The following is a 14835-nucleotide window of genomic DNA, read 5'->3' on the forward strand; positions in this document are numbered from 1 at the left end:
GCCAAGAACAAGCGATAAAACCGATAATAGCACTATAACATCAGTGGGCTTTCTGTTTTTCCAGCGCCACCTGGTACAGCAGGTTCTTGCGCACCCCGGTGATTTCCGCCGCCAGCGCAGCGGCGCGCTTGAGCGGCATTTCCGCCAGCAGCAGGTCGAGAATACGCATTGCCTCGCTGCTGACCGCCTGCTCATCTTCCGGCGCGGTATAGCCCGCCACCAGCACCACACACTCGCCACGCTGCTGATTGCTGTCAGCCTCGACGAAGGCGCGCAGCTCGGCCAGCGGCAAACCCTTGAGGGTCTCGAAGGTTTTGGTCAGCTCGCGGGCCAGCAACGCCGGGCGCTCGCCACCGAATACCTCTTCCATGTCCTGCAGGCACTCGAGAATCCGGTGTGGTGCTTCGTAGAAGATCAACGTGCGCGGCTCTTCCTTTACCTGACTCAGGCGCGCGCGACGTCCTACAGCCTTGGCTGGCAGGAAGCCTTCGAAGATGAACCGGTCCGACGGCAGGCCAGCGGCCGACAGCGCCGCGATCAGCGCGCAGGCACCGGGCACCGGCACCACGGCGATGCCGGCGGCGCGGGCCTGGCGTACCAGGTGATAGCCAGGATCGGAAATCAGCGGCGTACCGGCGTCGGAAATCAGCGCGACATTGTCGCCCGCCAGCAAACGGGTGATAAAACGACTGCCCTCATCACGCTCGTTGTGCTCGTGGCAGGCAGCCAGCGGCGTGTTGATACCAAAGTGTTGCATCAGACGAATGGAGTGGCGTGTGTCTTCGGCGGCGATCAGCGCCACATCAGCGAGTATTTTCAGTGCCCGGGCACTCATGTCATCCAGGTTGCCGATCGGTGTGGCCACCACATAAAGCGTGCCCGAAGTGGATTGGGAAGCCCCTGGAACATCAGTCACTGCACACACCTGTCGTCATGATCAAAGCGCCATTGTAGCCCGAGAGTCGGCAACATTGGGCAATCAGGATTGCCGCAAAGCGGCGTTCCAGCACCTATATTGAAGGATTAACGCCAGCAAGATCGCGCCCCGGCCAGCGCTTGGGTACAATTGCCAGTTAATTTGATCGAGTAACAGGACCCTTACATGATCGCTTGCCTGCGGCTGTTCACAGCCCTTTGCCTCGCCGCCCTGCTGGCAGCCTGCGCCAGCTCGCCCTCGTCGAGCCTCGGCGAACTGCCGCGCACACCGGATGCCAGCATCGAGCAACTGCTTGAACAGGCCACCACCAGCAAGACGCCGGAGCAAGCTGCACTGTTGCGCCTGAGCGCCGCCGACCTGGCCTACAAGCAAAAGGACAATGCCCGCGCCGCGCGCATCCTCGAGCAGGTGCCGCTGGAGCAGCTCAAACCGGCCCAGCAGATCTTCGCCAGCACCCTGGCGGCAGAACTGGCCATGAGCCGCAACCAGCCGAAAATGGCCCTGACCGCCTTGAGCCACCCAAGCCTGGCGCGCCTCAACGAGCTGCCGGAAGATCAACAGATCCGTACCCGCAGCGTGCATGCCGCAGTGCTGGAAGCCAACGGCCAGCCACTGGCCGCCGCCCAGGAGCGCGCGCAATTGACGCCGCTGCTCAAGGGCGATGCTGCCAACGCCAACAACGACGCGATCTGGAACCTGGTAGCCGCCACCCCGCGCGATCAGCTCAATAACCTCAGCAGCGGCACCGACACCATGGCCGGCTGGGCCAGCCTGGCCCTGGCGGTAAAAGGCGCCGGCACCGTCGAGCAGCAACAAGCCGCCATCGACGCCTGGCGCGCCCAGCACGGCGATCACCCGGCCGCCGCCCAGCTGCCACCGTCGCTGATCAAGCTGATGGAGCTGACCAGCCAGCCGCTGACCAAAATCGCCCTGCTGCTGCCACAGGAAGGCCAACTGGCCGGCGTTGCCCGCGCCCTGCGTGACGGTTTCATGGCCGCGCACTTCCAGGCCCAGCAAGCCGGCGAGAAGCCGCCGACCATCGAAGTCTTCGACAGCTCGCGACTGACCTCGCTGGACGACTTCTACCGCCAGGCCCAGGCCTCTGGCGTGCAACTGGTGGTTGGCCCGCTGGAAAAACCGCTGGTGAAAAAGCTCGCCGCCTACCCGCAATTGCCGATCACCACCCTCGCCCTGAACTACAGCGACGCCGGCCAGAAAGGCCCGGAGCAGCTGTATCAGTTCGGCCTCGCCGCCGAAGACGAAGCCCGTGAAGTGTCGCGCCGCGCCCGCGCCGACGGCATGGTGCGCGCCGTCGCCCTGGTGCCGAAAGGCGAATGGGGCGACCGCGTGCTCAAGGCCTTCCGCCAGGACTGGGAAGCCAACGGTGGCAGCCTGCTGGCCGCCCAGCACATCGACCAGCCGGTAGCCCTGGCCCAGCAGATCGCCGAGCTGTTCCAGCTGCGCCAGAGCGAAGGCCGCGCCAAGAGCCTGCAAAGCACCGTCGGCGGCGCCGTATCGGCCCAGCCGTCGCGCCGCCAGGACATCGACTTCATCTTCCTTGCCGCCACCCCGCAGCAAGGCCAGCAGATCAAGCCGACCCTGAACTTCCAGTACGCTGGCGACGTACCGGTGTATGCCACCTCGCACGTTTACAGCGCCAGCGGCGACGTCAACCAGTACCGCGACCTCACCGGCGTGCGCTTTTGCGATACTCCATGGCTGCTCGACAGCGGCAACCCGCTGCGCCAGCAGGTAGAACGTCAGTGGCCACAAGCGGCCGGCAGCCTCGGCCGCCTGTACGCCATGGGCATCGACGCCTTCAGCCTGGCACCACGCCTGGGCCAGCTGCGCGCGCTGCCGGAAAACCGCATTGACGGCCTGTCCGGCAGCCTGAGCATGAACGAGAACCAGCGCATCGAGCGGCAACTGCCGTGGGCCGAGTTCACCGGCGGCCAAATCAAACGCCTGCCCGACACCCCACGCTGATGCCCGACAGTTCGCGCCAACAGGCCGGCCAGGCCGCCGAACGGCAAGCCCTTGAATACCTTCAAGGGCAAGGCCTGCGGCTGCTGGCGCAGAACTGGCGATGCAAACGCGGCGAGCTTGATCTGGTCATGCTCGACAGCGATACAGTAGTATTCGTCGAAGTCCGCTACCGGCTGCACGCGGATTTTGGCGGTGCGCTCGCCAGTATCGACGGGCGCAAGCAGGACAAACTGGTGCTAGCCGCCGAGTCTTTTCTGCAAAAGGAAACACGCTGGGCCAACCACCCCTGCCGTTTCGATGTCATCGCCTTGCAAGGCAGAGGCCATTCGGGCCCACCGCTGGACTGGCTGAAAAATGCCTTCGAGTGCTGAACCCGCCACTGCCCTGCGCCATTACCCCTACAACTTTTTTGCTCTTTGCTTCACGGGCTGCACAGTCATGTGCCGGGACCTTTTTTGTATACTCCCGACGCGCCCGGCCAGCCGCCCTACTTAAGGTCACACTGATGGACATGCAATCCCGAATTCGCCAGCTTTTTCAGGCCAGCATCAACACCAAGCAACAGGCGATGGAAGTCCTTGCACCACACATCGAGCAAGCCAGTCAGGTCATGGTCAATGCGCTGCTCAACGAGGGCAAGATGCTTGCCTGCGGCAACGGCGGCTCGGCCGGCGATGCCCAGCACTTTTCTTCCGAACTGCTCAACCGTTTCGAGCGTGAGCGCCCGAGCCTGCCGGCCATCGCCCTGACCACCGACAGCTCGACCATCACCTCGATCGCCAACGACTACAGCTACAACGAAATATTCTCCAAGCAGATCCGCGCCCTGGGCCAGCCCGGCGATGTGCTGCTGGCGATTTCGACCAGCGGTAACTCGGCGAACATTATTCAGGCGATCCAGGCCGCACATGATCGCGAAATGATTGTCGTAGCTCTGACCGGGCGCGATGGCGGCGGCATGGCCTCGCTGCTGCTGCCTGAAGACGTCGAGATTCGCGTACCGGCCAACGTCACCGCACGTATCCAGGAAGTCCACCTGCTGGCGATCCACTGCCTCTGCGACCTGATCGACAGCCAACTGTTCGGGAGTGAAGAATGACCCCTAACCGCCTCGGCCTGATGGCCCTGACCCTGTGCCTGAGCCTCACCGGTTGCAGCTCGGTGCTCACCGCCACCCGCGACAAGCCGATCGAGGACGACCGCGGTACCCGCACCTTCGGCAGCAAGATCGATGACTCGCTGATCGAAACCAAAGTCGCGGTGAACGTCGCCAAGGCCAGCCCTGACCTGGACAAGAACTCGCACATTGTCGTCAGCAGCTTCAACGGCATCGTCCTGCTCGCCGGGCAAACCCCGCGCGCCGACCTCAAGGGCCTGGCCGAACAGGCTGCCGGCCAGGTCCAGCGGGTGAAAAAGGTGCATAACGAGCTGCAGGTGCTGCCGCCCTCCTCGATCCTGGCGCGCAACAACGACGCCTGGCTGACCACCAAGATCAAGACCCAGATGCTCACCGACAGCAACATTCCCGGTTCGCGCATCAAGGTCATCACCGAAAACGGCATCGTCTACATGCTCGGCCTGCTGACCCAGCAGGAAGCCTCGCGCGCCACCAACCTGGTGCAGGGCGTGTCGGGCGTGCAGAAGATCGTCAAGCTGTTCGAATACATCGACTGATAAACCCATCGCGGGGCAAGCGCCCCGCGATCCAACCATCCTTAGGAAGTCCCCATGAAAAACGGCCTGCTGCCAACCTTGCTGATTGGCGCCTTCGCCACCCTGGCCGGCTGCTCCACCCCAACCCAGATCACCCTCAACGACGGCCGCGAATTCCAGGCAGTCGACGCGCCGCACTACGACCGCGCCGCCGGCTTCTACGAGTTCAAGCAGCTCGATGGCAAGGTGATCAAGGTCAACAAGGACCAGGTCCGCACCATCACCGACCTGTAATCCAGGCCGGCAGACACAAAAAAGGCGATCCATGCGGATCGCCTTTTTTGTTACTTGACCACCTTCAAGCTCGGACGCCCGCTTGGCCGCGGCGGCTGGCCGCCGGCAGGCGGACCGTCGTCATCCGGCTCGACGCTGTCGTCTTCTTCATCTTCATCATCGAGCAGCGGCGGCTCGAGTTCGAAGACCATACCCTGGCCGTTTTCCCGGGCATAAATACCGAGGATGGCACCGGCAGGCACGAACAGGGTGTGAGCAACGCCGCCAAAGCGGCCCTCGAAGCTCACAGCCTCGTTATCCATGTGCAGGTGACGTACGGCACTGGGTGAGATGTTGAGGACGATCTGGCCGTCACTGGCGAAGCTCTGGGGTACCTGGACGGCCGGGTATTCGGCGTTGACCAGCATATGCGGTGTGCAGTCGTTGTCCACGATCCACTCATAGAGTGCACGTACCAAATAGGGGCGACTGGAGTTCATCGACAGCTCCTTAAAACCTAGCGCATTTCACGTTCAGCAGCGGACAGGCTTGCCTGGAAGGCTTCGCGGGCAAACTGTCGCTCCATGTAGTCGAGCAACGGCTTGGCCGGCCGCGGCAGTTCGATACCCAACACCGGCAAACGCCAGAGTATGGGCAATAGACAACAATCGACCAGACTTTGCTCCTCACTCAAGAAACAAGGCTTGTCGGCAAACAACGGCGACACTCCGGTCAGGCTCTCGCGCAGCTCCTTGCGCGCCTGTACCCGTGCCGGCTCCTTGCTGCGCGGGTCGAGTATCAGGTCGACCAGCGCACACCAGTCGCGCTGGATACGGTGGATCAGCAGGCGACTGTTGGCCCGCGCCACCGGATACACCGGCAACAATGGCGGGTGCGGGTAACGTTCATCGAGGTATTCCATCACCACGGTCGACTCGTACAACGCCAGGTCGCGATCGACCAGGGTTGGCACGCTGCCATAGGGGTTCACTTCAACCAGCTTGGGCGGAAGGCGACCAGGATCGACGTTGATGATCTCGACACTGACACCCTTCTCGGCGAGAACGATGCGCACCCGATGAGAATAATGGTCAGCGGGGTCGGAGTAGCAGGCTAACCGGTTGGTCACGCCCATAGTGGTCCTCCTCGCGTATGAATTTATAAATGCTGCAAATGCAAACGCGCCCTGCGAGCGCCCCTGTGATTCCAGAGGCGCCCCAGGGCGCGTTCAACTACCAGAAACTACTGCGTGATCAGTGCACGTCCTTCCAGTATTCGCGCTTGAGCAGGTAAGCGAATACGAAGAAGAAGGCCAGATACAGCAGCACATAGGTACCGATGCGCTGGCTTTCCAGTTTGACCGGGTTAGCCGAGTAGGCCAGGAAGGTCACCAGGTTCTTGACCTTCTCGTCGAACTGCTCTGGCGTCAGGGTACCGGATTTCGGCTCCACGGTCAGCTGGTCGCATGCTTCATGAGTCAAAGGCGAGCCGGTCAGCGGGTCGTATTGCTTCTTGCCATCGACCACGGTCTGCACTTGCTTGCAGCCAATCACCTGGTTGCCCTGCAGGCCAACCAGCACGTTAGGCATGCCGACGTTGGGGAAAACCTTGTTGTTCACCCCGTACGGACGCGACTTGTCCTCATAGAAACTACGCAGGTAGCTGTACAGCCAGTCGGTACCACGGACCCGGGCAACCAGGGTCAGGTCAGGCGGCGCGGCACCGAACCAGGTCTTGGCATCTTCAGGCTTCATGCCGATCTTCATGTGGTCGCCAATCTTGGCGCCGGTGAACACCAGCTTCTCGAGCATCAGCTCGTGAGGAATGCCCAGGTCGTCAGCAACGCGCTCGTAACGCTGGAACTTGGCGCTATGGCAACCCATGCAATAGTTGGCGAAGGTGCGTGCGCCGTCCTGCATGGCGGCCTTGTCGGTCAGGTCGATATCGACCTTGTCCAGCTCCAGGCCGTGTTCGGCGGCGAAGGTGAACGCGGGCATCACTGCCAGAATCAATACTGCAAATAGCTTTTTCATCAGCCAGTCACCCTTTCCGGAACCGGTTTGGTCTTCTCGAGCCGGGTGTAGAACGGCATCAGAAGGAAGTAGGCGAAATACAGGAAGGTGCATACCTGCGACAGCAGCGTACGGCCCGGGGTGGGCGCCAGAACGCCGAGCACACCGAGGATCACGAACGAGATGCAGAACACCAGCAGCCAGACCTTGCTCATCCAGCCCTTGTAGCGCATGGACTTGACCGGGCTGCGATCCAGCCACGGCAGGACGAACAGCACGGCGATCGCGGCGCCCATGGCAATTACACCGAGCAGCTTGTCCGGAACGGCGCGCAAGATCGCGTAGAACGGTGTGAAGTACCAGACCGGGGCAATGTGCTCAGGGGTCTTGAAGGCGTTGGCCTGTTCGAAGTTCGGTTTTTCCAGGAAGTAACCGCCCATTTCCGGGAAGAAAAACACGATAGCGCAGAACACGAAGAGGAACACGACGACGCCGACGATATCCTTCACGGTGTAGTAAGGGTGGAACGCGATACCGTCCAGCGGCACGCCGTTCTCGTCCTTGTGCTTCTTGATGTCGACACCGTCAGGGTTGTTCGAACCGACTTCGTGCAGCGCCAGGATATGCAGCACCACCAGGCCGAGAATGACGATCGGCAGGGCCACCACGTGCAGGGCGAAGAAGCGGTTCAGGGTGATGCCGGAGATCAGGTAGTCACCGCGGATCCACTGGGTCAGGTCGTCGCCGATCACCGGAATGGCGCCGAACAGCGAGATGATCACCTGGGCACCCCAGTAGGACATCTGGCCCCATGGCAGCAGGTAGCCCATGAACGCTTCGGCCATCAGCGCCAGGTAGATCAGCATGCCGAACACCCAGACCAGTTCGCGAGGCTTCTGGTACGAGCCGTACAGCAGGCCGCGGAACATGTGCAGGTAGACGACGATGAAGAACGCCGAGGCGCCGGTGGAGTGCAGGTAGCGCAGGATCCAGCCGTATTCGACGTCACGCATGATGTATTCGACCGAGGCGAACGCCTCTTCGGCCGAAGGGGTGAAGCTCATGGTCAGCCACACGCCGGTGACGATCTGGTTAACCAGGACCAGCAGGGCCAGGGAGCCGAAGAAATAGAAGAAGTTGAAGTTCTTCGGTGCGTAATACTTGCTGAGATGGTCTTCCCACATCTTGGTCGCGGGGAAGCGGGCGTCAACCCAATCCATGAACTTACTCATCACGCGTTCTCCTGATCGACGCCGACGACAATGATGTCGTCCGACTCATAAGAGTGCGGCGGCACTGGCAGATTGAGCGGCGCCGGCTGGGATTTGTAGACGCGGCCAGCCAGGTCGTAGTGGGAGCCGTGGCACGGGCAGAAGTAGCCGCCGACCCACTTCGGACCCAGGTCGACAGGTGCCACTTCCGGACGGAAGGTCGGCGAGCAGCCCAGGTGGGTGCACAGGCCGACCAGCACGAGGATTTCCGGCTTGATCGAGCGGTTCGACGGATCGACGTAAGTGGGTTGAACCGAAGCCTTGGACTCTGGGTCGGAGAGGTCGCCGGTGATCTTCTTGAGGTTACCGAGGATCTCCTCGGTACGACGGACGATGAACACCGGTTGGCCGCGCCACTCAGCAATCATCTGCTGACCAGGCTCTACCTTGGCGATATTGACCTTCACCGGTGCACCCGCGGCTTTCGCCTTGGCACTGGGGAACCATGACCCTACGAACGGGACCGCAGCCCCCACCGCTCCTGCAGCACCCACCACGGACGTGGCTGCTACGAGGAAGCGACGCCGGCCTGCATTGACGCCGTCATTGCTCATTCAGTCCTCTCCCATCAGCTTTATGGCCTGTTGCAACAGGCATCTACTAAGTAATTTCTGAACTGCTAAAAATTTGCCGCATGGTAATGAAAAGACCCTTCTCTGACAAGGTGATTAGCCTTGTGCCACCCCGCTATCCCTTGTAACTCTTGACTTGCGTCTATGCGGCAAGTTGTCACAGTAAACAACAGCATAGTTATTCAAGACATAAAAAAAGCCCGGTTCCACCAGGAACCGGGCTTTTTTTGAACGCCGAAGCGAAATTAACGCTTGGAGTACTGAGGACGCTTACGTGCTTTACGCAGACCCACTTTCTTACGCTCGACTTCACGGGCGTCGCGGGTGACGTAGCCAGCTTTGCGCAGAGCGCCACGCAGGGTTTCGTCGTAGTCCATCAGTGCACGGGTGATACCGTGACGGATTGCACCGGCCTGGCCGCTGACACCACCACCGATAACGGTGACGTAGATGTCGAACTTTTCGGTGGTCTCGGTCAGTTCCAGCGGCTGGCGTACTACCATGCGCGCGGTTTCACGACCGAAGAACACGTCCAGAGAACGGTTGTTGATGGAGATGTTACCGGTACCTGGACGCAGGAAAACGCGAGCGGTTGCGGTCTTGCGACGGCCAGTGCCGTAATTTTGAGTCGCCGACATAATGAACTATTCCGTTAAATCTTCAGTTCTTGGGGCTGCTGAGCAGTATGAGGGTGAGTAGCGCCCGCATAGACTTTCAGCTTACGGTACATGTCGCGACCCAGTGGGTTCTTAGGCAGCATGCCTTTAACCGCGGTCTCGATCACGCGCTCTGGGGCCTTGGCGATCAACTTCTCGAAGTTGATTTCCTTGATACCGCCCGGGAAGCCGGAGTGGGAGTAGTACATTTTGTCCGAAGTCTTGGCACCAGTGACACGAACCTGCTCGGCGTTGATGACGACGATGTAGTCGCCGGTGTCAACGTGAGGAGTGTACTCTGGCTTGTGCTTGCCACGCAGACGGCTCGCGATCTCAGTGGCCAGACGACCCAGGGTCTTGCCAGCAGCGTCAACGACGAACCAGTCGCGCTTTACTGTTTCCGGTTTAGCAGTAAAAGTTTTCATTCTTTATAGCCTCAGGGGCCGCCCAGCGAAAATAAGACGGCAGATCTTACTGGATAGTGCGCACCTTGACAAGTCAAGGACACAGCCGCACACGGACGCTATCGGGGGCTCGGGTCAGCGCGTCCAATATTCGGCAGGGTTCTTCTATGGAGCGGGGCATCACTCCCGCTGCACGGAGAGGGGCTGAATTATCCAGATTGCGAAAAAAAATTCAACCTGCTTTTATGCTTCTTTTAGACAGGAAGCAGTCGAATGGACTATCGCCAGCTGGGCCGAACCGACCTCAACGTCAGCGCCCTGTGCCTTGGCAGCATGACCTGGGGCGAGCAGAACGACCAGACCCAGGCCTTCGCCCAGATCGAACGGGCCAAGGCCGCCGGGATCAATTTCATCGATACCGCCGAGATGTACCCCGTCCCTCCCCGCCCGGAAACCTACGCCGCCACCGAGCGCATGATCGGTAACTGGTTCAAGCAGCGCGGCGATCGCGCCCAGTGGATCCTGGCCAGCAAGGTGGCCGGCCCCGGCAACGGCATCAACCATATCCGCGACGGCCTGCTCAAGCACAACCGCCAGCACATCGTCGCCGCCCTGGACGACAGCCTCAAGCGCCTGCAGACCGACTGGATCGACCTCTACCAGTTGCACTGGCCAGAGCGCAGCACCAACTTCTTCGGCAAGCTGGGTTACCAGCATGCGCCGCAAGACCTGTTCACCCCGCTGGAAGAAACCCTCGAAGTGCTCGACGAGCAGGTCAAGGCCGGCAAGATCCGCCACATCGGCCTGTCCAACGAAACCCCGTGGGGCACCATGAAGTTCCTGCAGCTGGCCGAAAGCCGCGGCTGGAGCCGCGCGGTGTCGATCCAGAACCCCTACAACCTGCTCAACCGCAGCTTCGAAGTGGGCCTGGCGGAAATCGCCATCCGCGAACAGTGCGGCCTGCTGGCCTACTCGCCCCTGGCTTTCGGCATGCTCTCGGGCAAGTACGAAAACGGCGCACGCCCGGCCGCGGGCCGCCTGACCCTGTTCAGCCGCTTCTCGCGCTACTCCAACCCGCAAACCGTGGCTGCCTGCAGCCGCTACGTGAAGCTGGCCCGCGACCATGGCCTGGACCCGGCGCAAATGGCCCTGGCCTTCGTCACCCGCCAGCCGTTCGTGACCAGCAACATCATCGGTGCCACCACCCTCGAGCAACTGGACAGCAACCTGGCAAGCGCCGACCTCAAGCTCAGCGACGAGCTGCTGGCGGCCATCGAGGCCATCCATCAGGACCAGCCCAACCCCGCGCCCTGAGACGCAATCCCGGTTCCCATCAACAAGGTGGGAACCGAGGGTAGACACAATCGCCAAAAAATAAGACGATCCAGCCGGTGATTGACCACTCTACCCTATAAGAATAAAGAAAATGATGTTTACCCAACCCACGGCGTCCTTGCGGCGCGTCAGTATCCTGGCCATCGACAATGTCTTCGCATCGACCCTGATGCAGGCCAAGGATTTCTTCCATCTCGCCAGCCTGCGCTACAGCAAGCAGTTGGGCCTGGGCCTGCAACCGATGTTCGAAACCCGCCTGGTGAGCCCTGACGGCCAGCCTGTGCGCAGCTTCAGCGAAGTGATGCTGCCGGTCGACAGTGGCCTGGAGCAGGCCGACATCATCATCCTGCCGGCGTTCTGGGACGATTTCGATGCCCTCTGCCAGCGCTACCCGCAAGTATTGCCCTGGCTACGCGAGCAACACGCCCGCGGCGCCGTGCTCTGCGGCGAGGCCAGCGGCGTGTTCTGGCTGGCCGAAGCCGGGTTGCTCGACGGCAAGGAGGCGACCACCTACTGGCGCTTCTTCAGCCAGTTCGAAGAGCGCTTCCCCAAGGTCAGCCTCAACCAGGACAAGCACCTGACCGACGCCGACAACCTCTATTGCGCCGGCGGCACCACCTCGGCCTGCGACCTGTACATCTACCTGATCGAGCGTTTCTGCGGGGCCAACGTCGCGCAAGCGGTGGCCCGCGACATCCTCTACGAAGTGCAGCGCAACTACACCCCGGGGCGCATGGGCTTTGGCGGGCAGAAACTGCACCAGGACCTGATCATCCTGCAGATCCAGCACTGGCTCGAAGAGCATTTCGCCGACAAGTTCCGCTTCGAGGACGTGGCCCGCAACCACGGCATGAGCATCCGCAACTTCATGCGCCGCTTCCAGAGCGCCACCGGCGACAAGCCGCTGCACTACCTGCAACGGCTGCGGATCGAAACGGCCAAGGGCTTGCTGTCGGGCACACGCAAAAGCATCAAGACCATCAGCTATGAAGTTGGTTATGACGATGCGAGTTTCTTTGCCCGGTTGTTCAGGCAGCACACAGAGTTGTCGCCGAATCAGTATCGGCAGCAGTTTATGCAGGAGGCCTGAAAGGCCTCCTCAGCGGCAAGCTATAAGCTACAAGCGGCAAGTAAGAGCGAGATCAAGAGCAGCGCGCGGTTGGCTCTTGATCCTGCTTGCAGCTTGAAGCTTGAAACTTGCCGCTGCTTTTAAGGCCTATGCGCCCGCGACAGGAATTCGTGGGACTGCATTTCCAGCAGGCGGCTCAGGGTGCGCTGGAACTCGAAGGTCAGGCGACCACCGGTGTACAAATCCTTGAGTTCAACCTCGGCCGAGATGATCAGCTTGACGTTGCGGTCATAGAACTCGTCGACCATGTTGATGAAGCGTCGGGCGATGTCGTCGGTGGCGACGCTCATCTGCTCGACGCCGCTGAGCAGCACGGCATGGAAGATCTTGCCCAGTTCGATGTAGTCGTTCTGGCTGCGCGGGCCGTCGCACAGTTCGCGGAATTCGAACCAGGCCACGTCGTCACAGGTACGCAGGGCGCGGATTTCGCGGTTCTCGATCACCAGCACATCGTTCTCGACCGCCTGGGTGCATTCCGGGGTCAGTGCCTTGAAGCTTTTGCGCAGGCTTTCGTGGGCCGCTTCGTCGAGCGGGAAGTGGAACAGCTCGGCTTGTTCCAGGTGCCGCAGGCGATAGTCGACGCCGCTGTCGACGTTGACGATCTCGGTGTTCTGCTTGATCAGGGCAATCGCCGGCAGGAAGCGTGCGCGCTGCAGGCCGTCCTTGTACAGGCCGTCAGGGACGATGTTGGAGGTGGCCACCAGGGTCACGCCGTTCTTGAACAGCTCCTCCATCAGGGTGCCGAGGATCATCGCATCGGTAATGTCGGAGACGAAGAACTCGTCGAAGCAGATCACCCGGGCCTCGTCGGAGAAGCGCTTGGCGATGATGGTCAGCGGGTTCTTCTCGCCCTTGAGGGTTTTCATTTCCTCGTGGACGCGCTTCATGAAGCGGTGGAAGTGCGTGCGCACCTTCTGCTTGAACGGCAGCGCTTCAAAGAAGGTATCGACCAGGTAGGTCTTGCCGCGGCCTACCCCACCCCAGAAGTACAAGCCCTTGACCGGTGCCTGGTCCTTCTTGCCGAACAACTTGCCGAACACACCCGGCTTGTTGTTCTGCGCCGCGATCAGATCGTCGTACAGGCGCTGCAGATGACGCACTGCAGTTTCCTGCGCCGCGTCATGGAAGAATTCGGGACGTTTCAGATCTGCTTGATATCGTTCTAGGGGCGTCATAATTCGTTAGCAAGGTAACAAAAACGGGCCGTCACTGTAGCGACGGCCCGGGATAATGGCAATCAGACTTCCGATAAGCCGTTCAGTCCTGCTGGGGCACCAGGGCCGCGCGCAGGGTTTCGATGGCGCTGTCGCGGGCGGCGCCGTCGGCAAACTGCGGGCCGTCGCCAACGCACTCACCTTCCAGCCACAGGCTGAAGCCCAGGCCTTCGTGGCGCACGTCAAGCTCGCCGCCCTGTTGCAATTGCTTGCTCACAGCACCTGCGGTCTTGCCGTCGGCGAAGTTGCGCGACAACAGCAGTTGCTCGCCATCGGCCGCCAGCAGGCGGAAGCGGAAGCTGCCGTCGTCTTCGCGGAAGCTGACAAAGCGCGCGGTCTTGGCCGCCTTCTTCTTGACCTGGGCAGTGGCCTGCTCGACGTTACGGAACGAGCGCAGGCCGACCGCTTCGCGCAGCTCCTCAAGGAACGGCGTGGCCACCTTGCGGGCTTTTTGCGCGCCGGCCAGGAGAATGTCCTCAAGGTCGGCCGGGCGGCTGATCAACTGGTGATAACGCTCGCGCGGCTCGCTCAGCTGGCCATCGAGCAACTGGAACAGGCGCTGCTTGGCTTCGCCCCAGCCCAGGCCCTGGAGCAGTTCGCTGCGAAACTCATCGGCCTGGGAGGCAGTGGCGAAGGCCTGGAACAGGGTGAACAGGTGCGCGTTGTCCGGATCCTTGGCTTCGCCCGGGGCGCGGGAGTCGGTGACGATGCGCGAGATGGCATCCTTCATGTCCTTGGCGCTGGTGAACAACGGGATGGTGTTGTCGTAGCTCTTGGACATCTTGCGCCCGTCCAGGCCCGGCAGGGTGGCGACACTCTCCTCGATCAGCGCTTCGGGCATGGCGAAGAATTCCTTGCCCTGGCCGAACAGGTGGTTGAAGCGCTGGCCGATGTCGCGGGCCATTTCCACGTGCTGGATCTGGTCACGGCCGACTGGCACCTTGTTGGCGTTGAACATCAGGATGTCGGCGGCCATCAGTACCGGGTAGCTGTACAGGCCCATGCTGATGCCGGCATCCGGGTCTTCGCCGTTCTCGACGTTCTTGTCCACCGACGCCTTGTAGGCGTGCGCGCGGTTGAGCAGGCCCTTGGCCGCAACGCAGGTCAGCAGCCAGGTCAGCTCGGGAATCTCGGGGATGTCGGACTGACGATAGAAAGTCACTCGCTCCGGGTCCAGGCCACCGGCCAGCCAGGTCGCGGCGATTTCCAGGCGCGAGCGCTGGATGCGCTGCGGGTCGTCGCATTTGATCAGGGCGTGGTAGTCGGCCAGAAAATAGAACGAGTCGACACCCGGCTCACGGCTGGCGAGGATCGCCGGGCGGATGGCACCGGCGTAGTTGCCCAGGTGAGGCGTGCCCGTGGTGGTGATACCGGTAAGGATGCGCGTAGTCAT

The 14835-nt window shown here is 61.4% G+C and carries 17 protein-coding genes; 7 read left to right on the forward strand and 10 right to left on the reverse strand.

Annotated elements, in window-relative coordinates; all coding sequences use genetic code 11:
• Window positions 1–40: 40 nt before the first annotated feature.
• Window positions 41–916 (reverse strand): 16S rRNA (cytidine(1402)-2'-O)-methyltransferase, encoded by an 876-nt coding sequence (gene rsmI, locus LOY34_RS22400; RefSeq protein ID WP_195884965.1) that lies wholly within the window; start codon window positions 914–916, stop codon window positions 41–43.
• Window positions 917–1102: 186 nt separating this feature from the next.
• Here rsmI and LOY34_RS22405 point away from each other — a divergent pair, with 186 nt between their 5' ends.
• The 5 genes from LOY34_RS22405 (at window position 1103) to LOY34_RS22425 (ending at window position 4870) form a co-directional block, all read left to right on the forward strand.
• Window positions 1103–2923 (forward strand): penicillin-binding protein activator, encoded by a 1821-nt coding sequence (locus tag LOY34_RS22405; protein ID WP_258664037.1) that lies wholly within the window; start codon window positions 1103–1105, stop codon window positions 2921–2923.
• Window positions 2923–3294, forward strand: coding sequence for a YraN family protein (locus LOY34_RS22410; RefSeq protein ID WP_045197304.1), 372 nt, complete (start codon window positions 2923–2925; stop codon window positions 3292–3294). Before LOY34_RS22405 ends, LOY34_RS22410 begins: the two co-directional genes overlap by 1 nt.
• A 134-nt stretch (window positions 3295–3428) precedes the next feature.
• A complete protein-coding gene (locus LOY34_RS22415; protein WP_026001179.1) occupies window positions 3429–4022 on the forward strand; it encodes a phosphoheptose isomerase in 594 nt (197 codons plus the stop codon).
• The gene (locus LOY34_RS22420) at window positions 4019–4597 is read left to right on the forward strand and encodes a BON domain-containing protein (protein ID WP_045197297.1); all 579 of its coding nucleotides are present in this window, start codon (window positions 4019–4021) and stop codon (window positions 4595–4597) included. Before LOY34_RS22415 ends, LOY34_RS22420 begins: the two co-directional genes overlap by 4 nt.
• A gap of 54 nt (window positions 4598–4651) precedes the next feature.
• Window positions 4652–4870, forward strand: a complete 219-nt coding sequence (locus tag LOY34_RS22425) for a YgdI/YgdR family lipoprotein (RefSeq protein WP_045197295.1) — start codon at window positions 4652–4654, stop codon at window positions 4868–4870.
• A 50-nt stretch (window positions 4871–4920) separates the two neighbouring features.
• Here LOY34_RS22425 and LOY34_RS22430 read toward each other — a convergent pair whose 3' ends face one another.
• The 7 genes from LOY34_RS22430 to rplM all read right to left on the reverse strand — a co-directional run bounded on the left by LOY34_RS22430 (window position 4921) and on the right by rplM (window position 9785).
• Window positions 4921–5349, reverse strand: coding sequence for a ClpXP protease specificity-enhancing factor (locus LOY34_RS22430; RefSeq protein WP_045197293.1), 429 nt, complete (start codon window positions 5347–5349; stop codon window positions 4921–4923).
• Window positions 5350–5366: 17 nt separating this feature from the next.
• The gene (locus LOY34_RS22435) at window positions 5367–5984 is read right to left on the reverse strand and encodes a glutathione S-transferase N-terminal domain-containing protein (RefSeq protein WP_010220766.1); all 618 of its coding nucleotides are present in this window, start codon (window positions 5982–5984) and stop codon (window positions 5367–5369) included.
• A 118-nt stretch (window positions 5985–6102) separates the two neighbouring features.
• Entirely contained in the window at window positions 6103–6882 is a 780-nt protein-coding gene (locus LOY34_RS22440; protein ID WP_010220765.1) for a cytochrome c1, read from the reverse strand.
• The gene (locus tag LOY34_RS22445) at window positions 6882–8093 is read right to left on the reverse strand and encodes a cytochrome bc complex cytochrome b subunit (RefSeq protein ID WP_045197292.1); all 1212 of its coding nucleotides are present in this window, start codon (window positions 8091–8093) and stop codon (window positions 6882–6884) included. The genes LOY34_RS22440 and LOY34_RS22445 overlap by 1 nt, the downstream gene beginning before the upstream one ends.
• Complete coding sequence (gene petA / locus LOY34_RS22450; protein WP_010220763.1) at window positions 8093–8686, reverse strand: ubiquinol-cytochrome c reductase iron-sulfur subunit; 594 nt, start codon at window positions 8684–8686, stop codon at window positions 8093–8095. Before petA ends, LOY34_RS22445 begins: the two co-directional genes overlap by 1 nt.
• A gap of 263 nt (window positions 8687–8949) precedes the next feature.
• Window positions 8950–9342, reverse strand: coding sequence for a 30S ribosomal protein S9 (gene rpsI, locus LOY34_RS22455; protein WP_038998850.1), 393 nt, complete (start codon window positions 9340–9342; stop codon window positions 8950–8952).
• A 14-nt stretch (window positions 9343–9356) separates the two neighbouring features.
• A complete protein-coding gene (gene rplM / locus LOY34_RS22460; RefSeq protein ID WP_010220758.1) occupies window positions 9357–9785 on the reverse strand; it encodes a 50S ribosomal protein L13 in 429 nt (142 codons plus the stop codon).
• Between the two features lie 252 nt (window positions 9786–10037).
• Here rplM and LOY34_RS22465 point away from each other — a divergent pair, with 252 nt between their 5' ends.
• Entirely contained in the window at window positions 10038–11078 is a 1041-nt protein-coding gene (locus tag LOY34_RS22465; RefSeq protein WP_195884967.1) for an NADP(H)-dependent aldo-keto reductase, read from the forward strand.
• A 190-nt stretch (window positions 11079–11268) separates the two neighbouring features.
• Entirely contained in the window at window positions 11269–12189 is a 921-nt protein-coding gene (locus tag LOY34_RS22470) for a GlxA family transcriptional regulator (protein WP_177329159.1), read from the forward strand.
• A 119-nt stretch (window positions 12190–12308) separates the two neighbouring features.
• Here the strand turns inward: LOY34_RS22470 and zapE are convergent, their stop codons facing one another.
• Window positions 12309–13403, reverse strand: a complete 1095-nt coding sequence (gene zapE, locus LOY34_RS22475; RefSeq protein ID WP_195884968.1) for a cell division protein ZapE — start codon at window positions 13401–13403, stop codon at window positions 12309–12311.
• Window positions 13404–13485: 82 nt separating this feature from the next.
• Complete coding sequence (locus LOY34_RS22480; RefSeq protein WP_045197286.1) at window positions 13486–14835, reverse strand: tryptophan--tRNA ligase; 1350 nt, start codon at window positions 14833–14835, stop codon at window positions 13486–13488.

This window comes from Pseudomonas sp. B21-009, from assembly GCF_024749345.1.
Taxonomy (GTDB): domain Bacteria; phylum Pseudomonadota; class Gammaproteobacteria; order Pseudomonadales; family Pseudomonadaceae; genus Aquipseudomonas.

Bases quoted from the DNA above. Each gene is read 5' to 3' on its own strand.
- LOY34_RS22405 (WP_258664037.1), top strand. From the start codon at position 1,103: ATGATCGCTTGCCTGCGGCTGTTCACAGCCCTTTGCCTCGCCGCCCTG.
- LOY34_RS22410 (WP_045197304.1), top strand. From the start codon at position 2,923: ATGCCCGACAGTTCGCGCCAACAGGCCGGCCAGGCCGCCGAACGGCAA.
- LOY34_RS22415 (WP_026001179.1), top strand. From the start codon at position 3,429: ATGGACATGCAATCCCGAATTCGCCAGCTTTTTCAGGCCAGCATCAAC.
- LOY34_RS22420 (WP_045197297.1), top strand. From the start codon at position 4,019: ATGACCCCTAACCGCCTCGGCCTGATGGCCCTGACCCTGTGCCTGAGC.
- LOY34_RS22425 (WP_045197295.1), top strand. From the start codon at position 4,652: ATGAAAAACGGCCTGCTGCCAACCTTGCTGATTGGCGCCTTCGCCACC.
- LOY34_RS22430 (WP_045197293.1), bottom strand. From the start codon at position 5,349: ATGAACTCCAGTCGCCCCTATTTGGTACGTGCACTCTATGAGTGGATC.
- LOY34_RS22435 (WP_010220766.1), bottom strand. From the start codon at position 5,984: ATGGGCGTGACCAACCGGTTAGCCTGCTACTCCGACCCCGCTGACCAT.
- LOY34_RS22440 (WP_010220765.1), bottom strand. From the start codon at position 6,882: ATGAAAAAGCTATTTGCAGTATTGATTCTGGCAGTGATGCCCGCGTTC.
- LOY34_RS22445 (WP_045197292.1), bottom strand. From the start codon at position 8,093: ATGAGTAAGTTCATGGATTGGGTTGACGCCCGCTTCCCCGCGACCAAG.
- petA (WP_010220763.1), bottom strand. From the start codon at position 8,686: ATGAGCAATGACGGCGTCAATGCAGGCCGGCGTCGCTTCCTCGTAGCA.
- rpsI (WP_038998850.1), bottom strand. From the start codon at position 9,342: ATGTCGGCGACTCAAAATTACGGCACTGGCCGTCGCAAGACCGCAACC.
- rplM (WP_010220758.1), bottom strand. From the start codon at position 9,785: ATGAAAACTTTTACTGCTAAACCGGAAACAGTAAAGCGCGACTGGTTC.
- LOY34_RS22465 (WP_195884967.1), top strand. From the start codon at position 10,038: ATGGACTATCGCCAGCTGGGCCGAACCGACCTCAACGTCAGCGCCCTG.
- LOY34_RS22470 (WP_177329159.1), top strand. From the start codon at position 11,269: ATGCAGGCCAAGGATTTCTTCCATCTCGCCAGCCTGCGCTACAGCAAG.
- zapE (WP_195884968.1), bottom strand. From the start codon at position 13,403: ATGACGCCCCTAGAACGATATCAAGCAGATCTGAAACGTCCCGAATTC.
- LOY34_RS22480 (WP_045197286.1), bottom strand. From the start codon at position 14,835: ATGACTACGCGCATCCTTACCGGTATCACCACCACGGGCACGCCTCAC.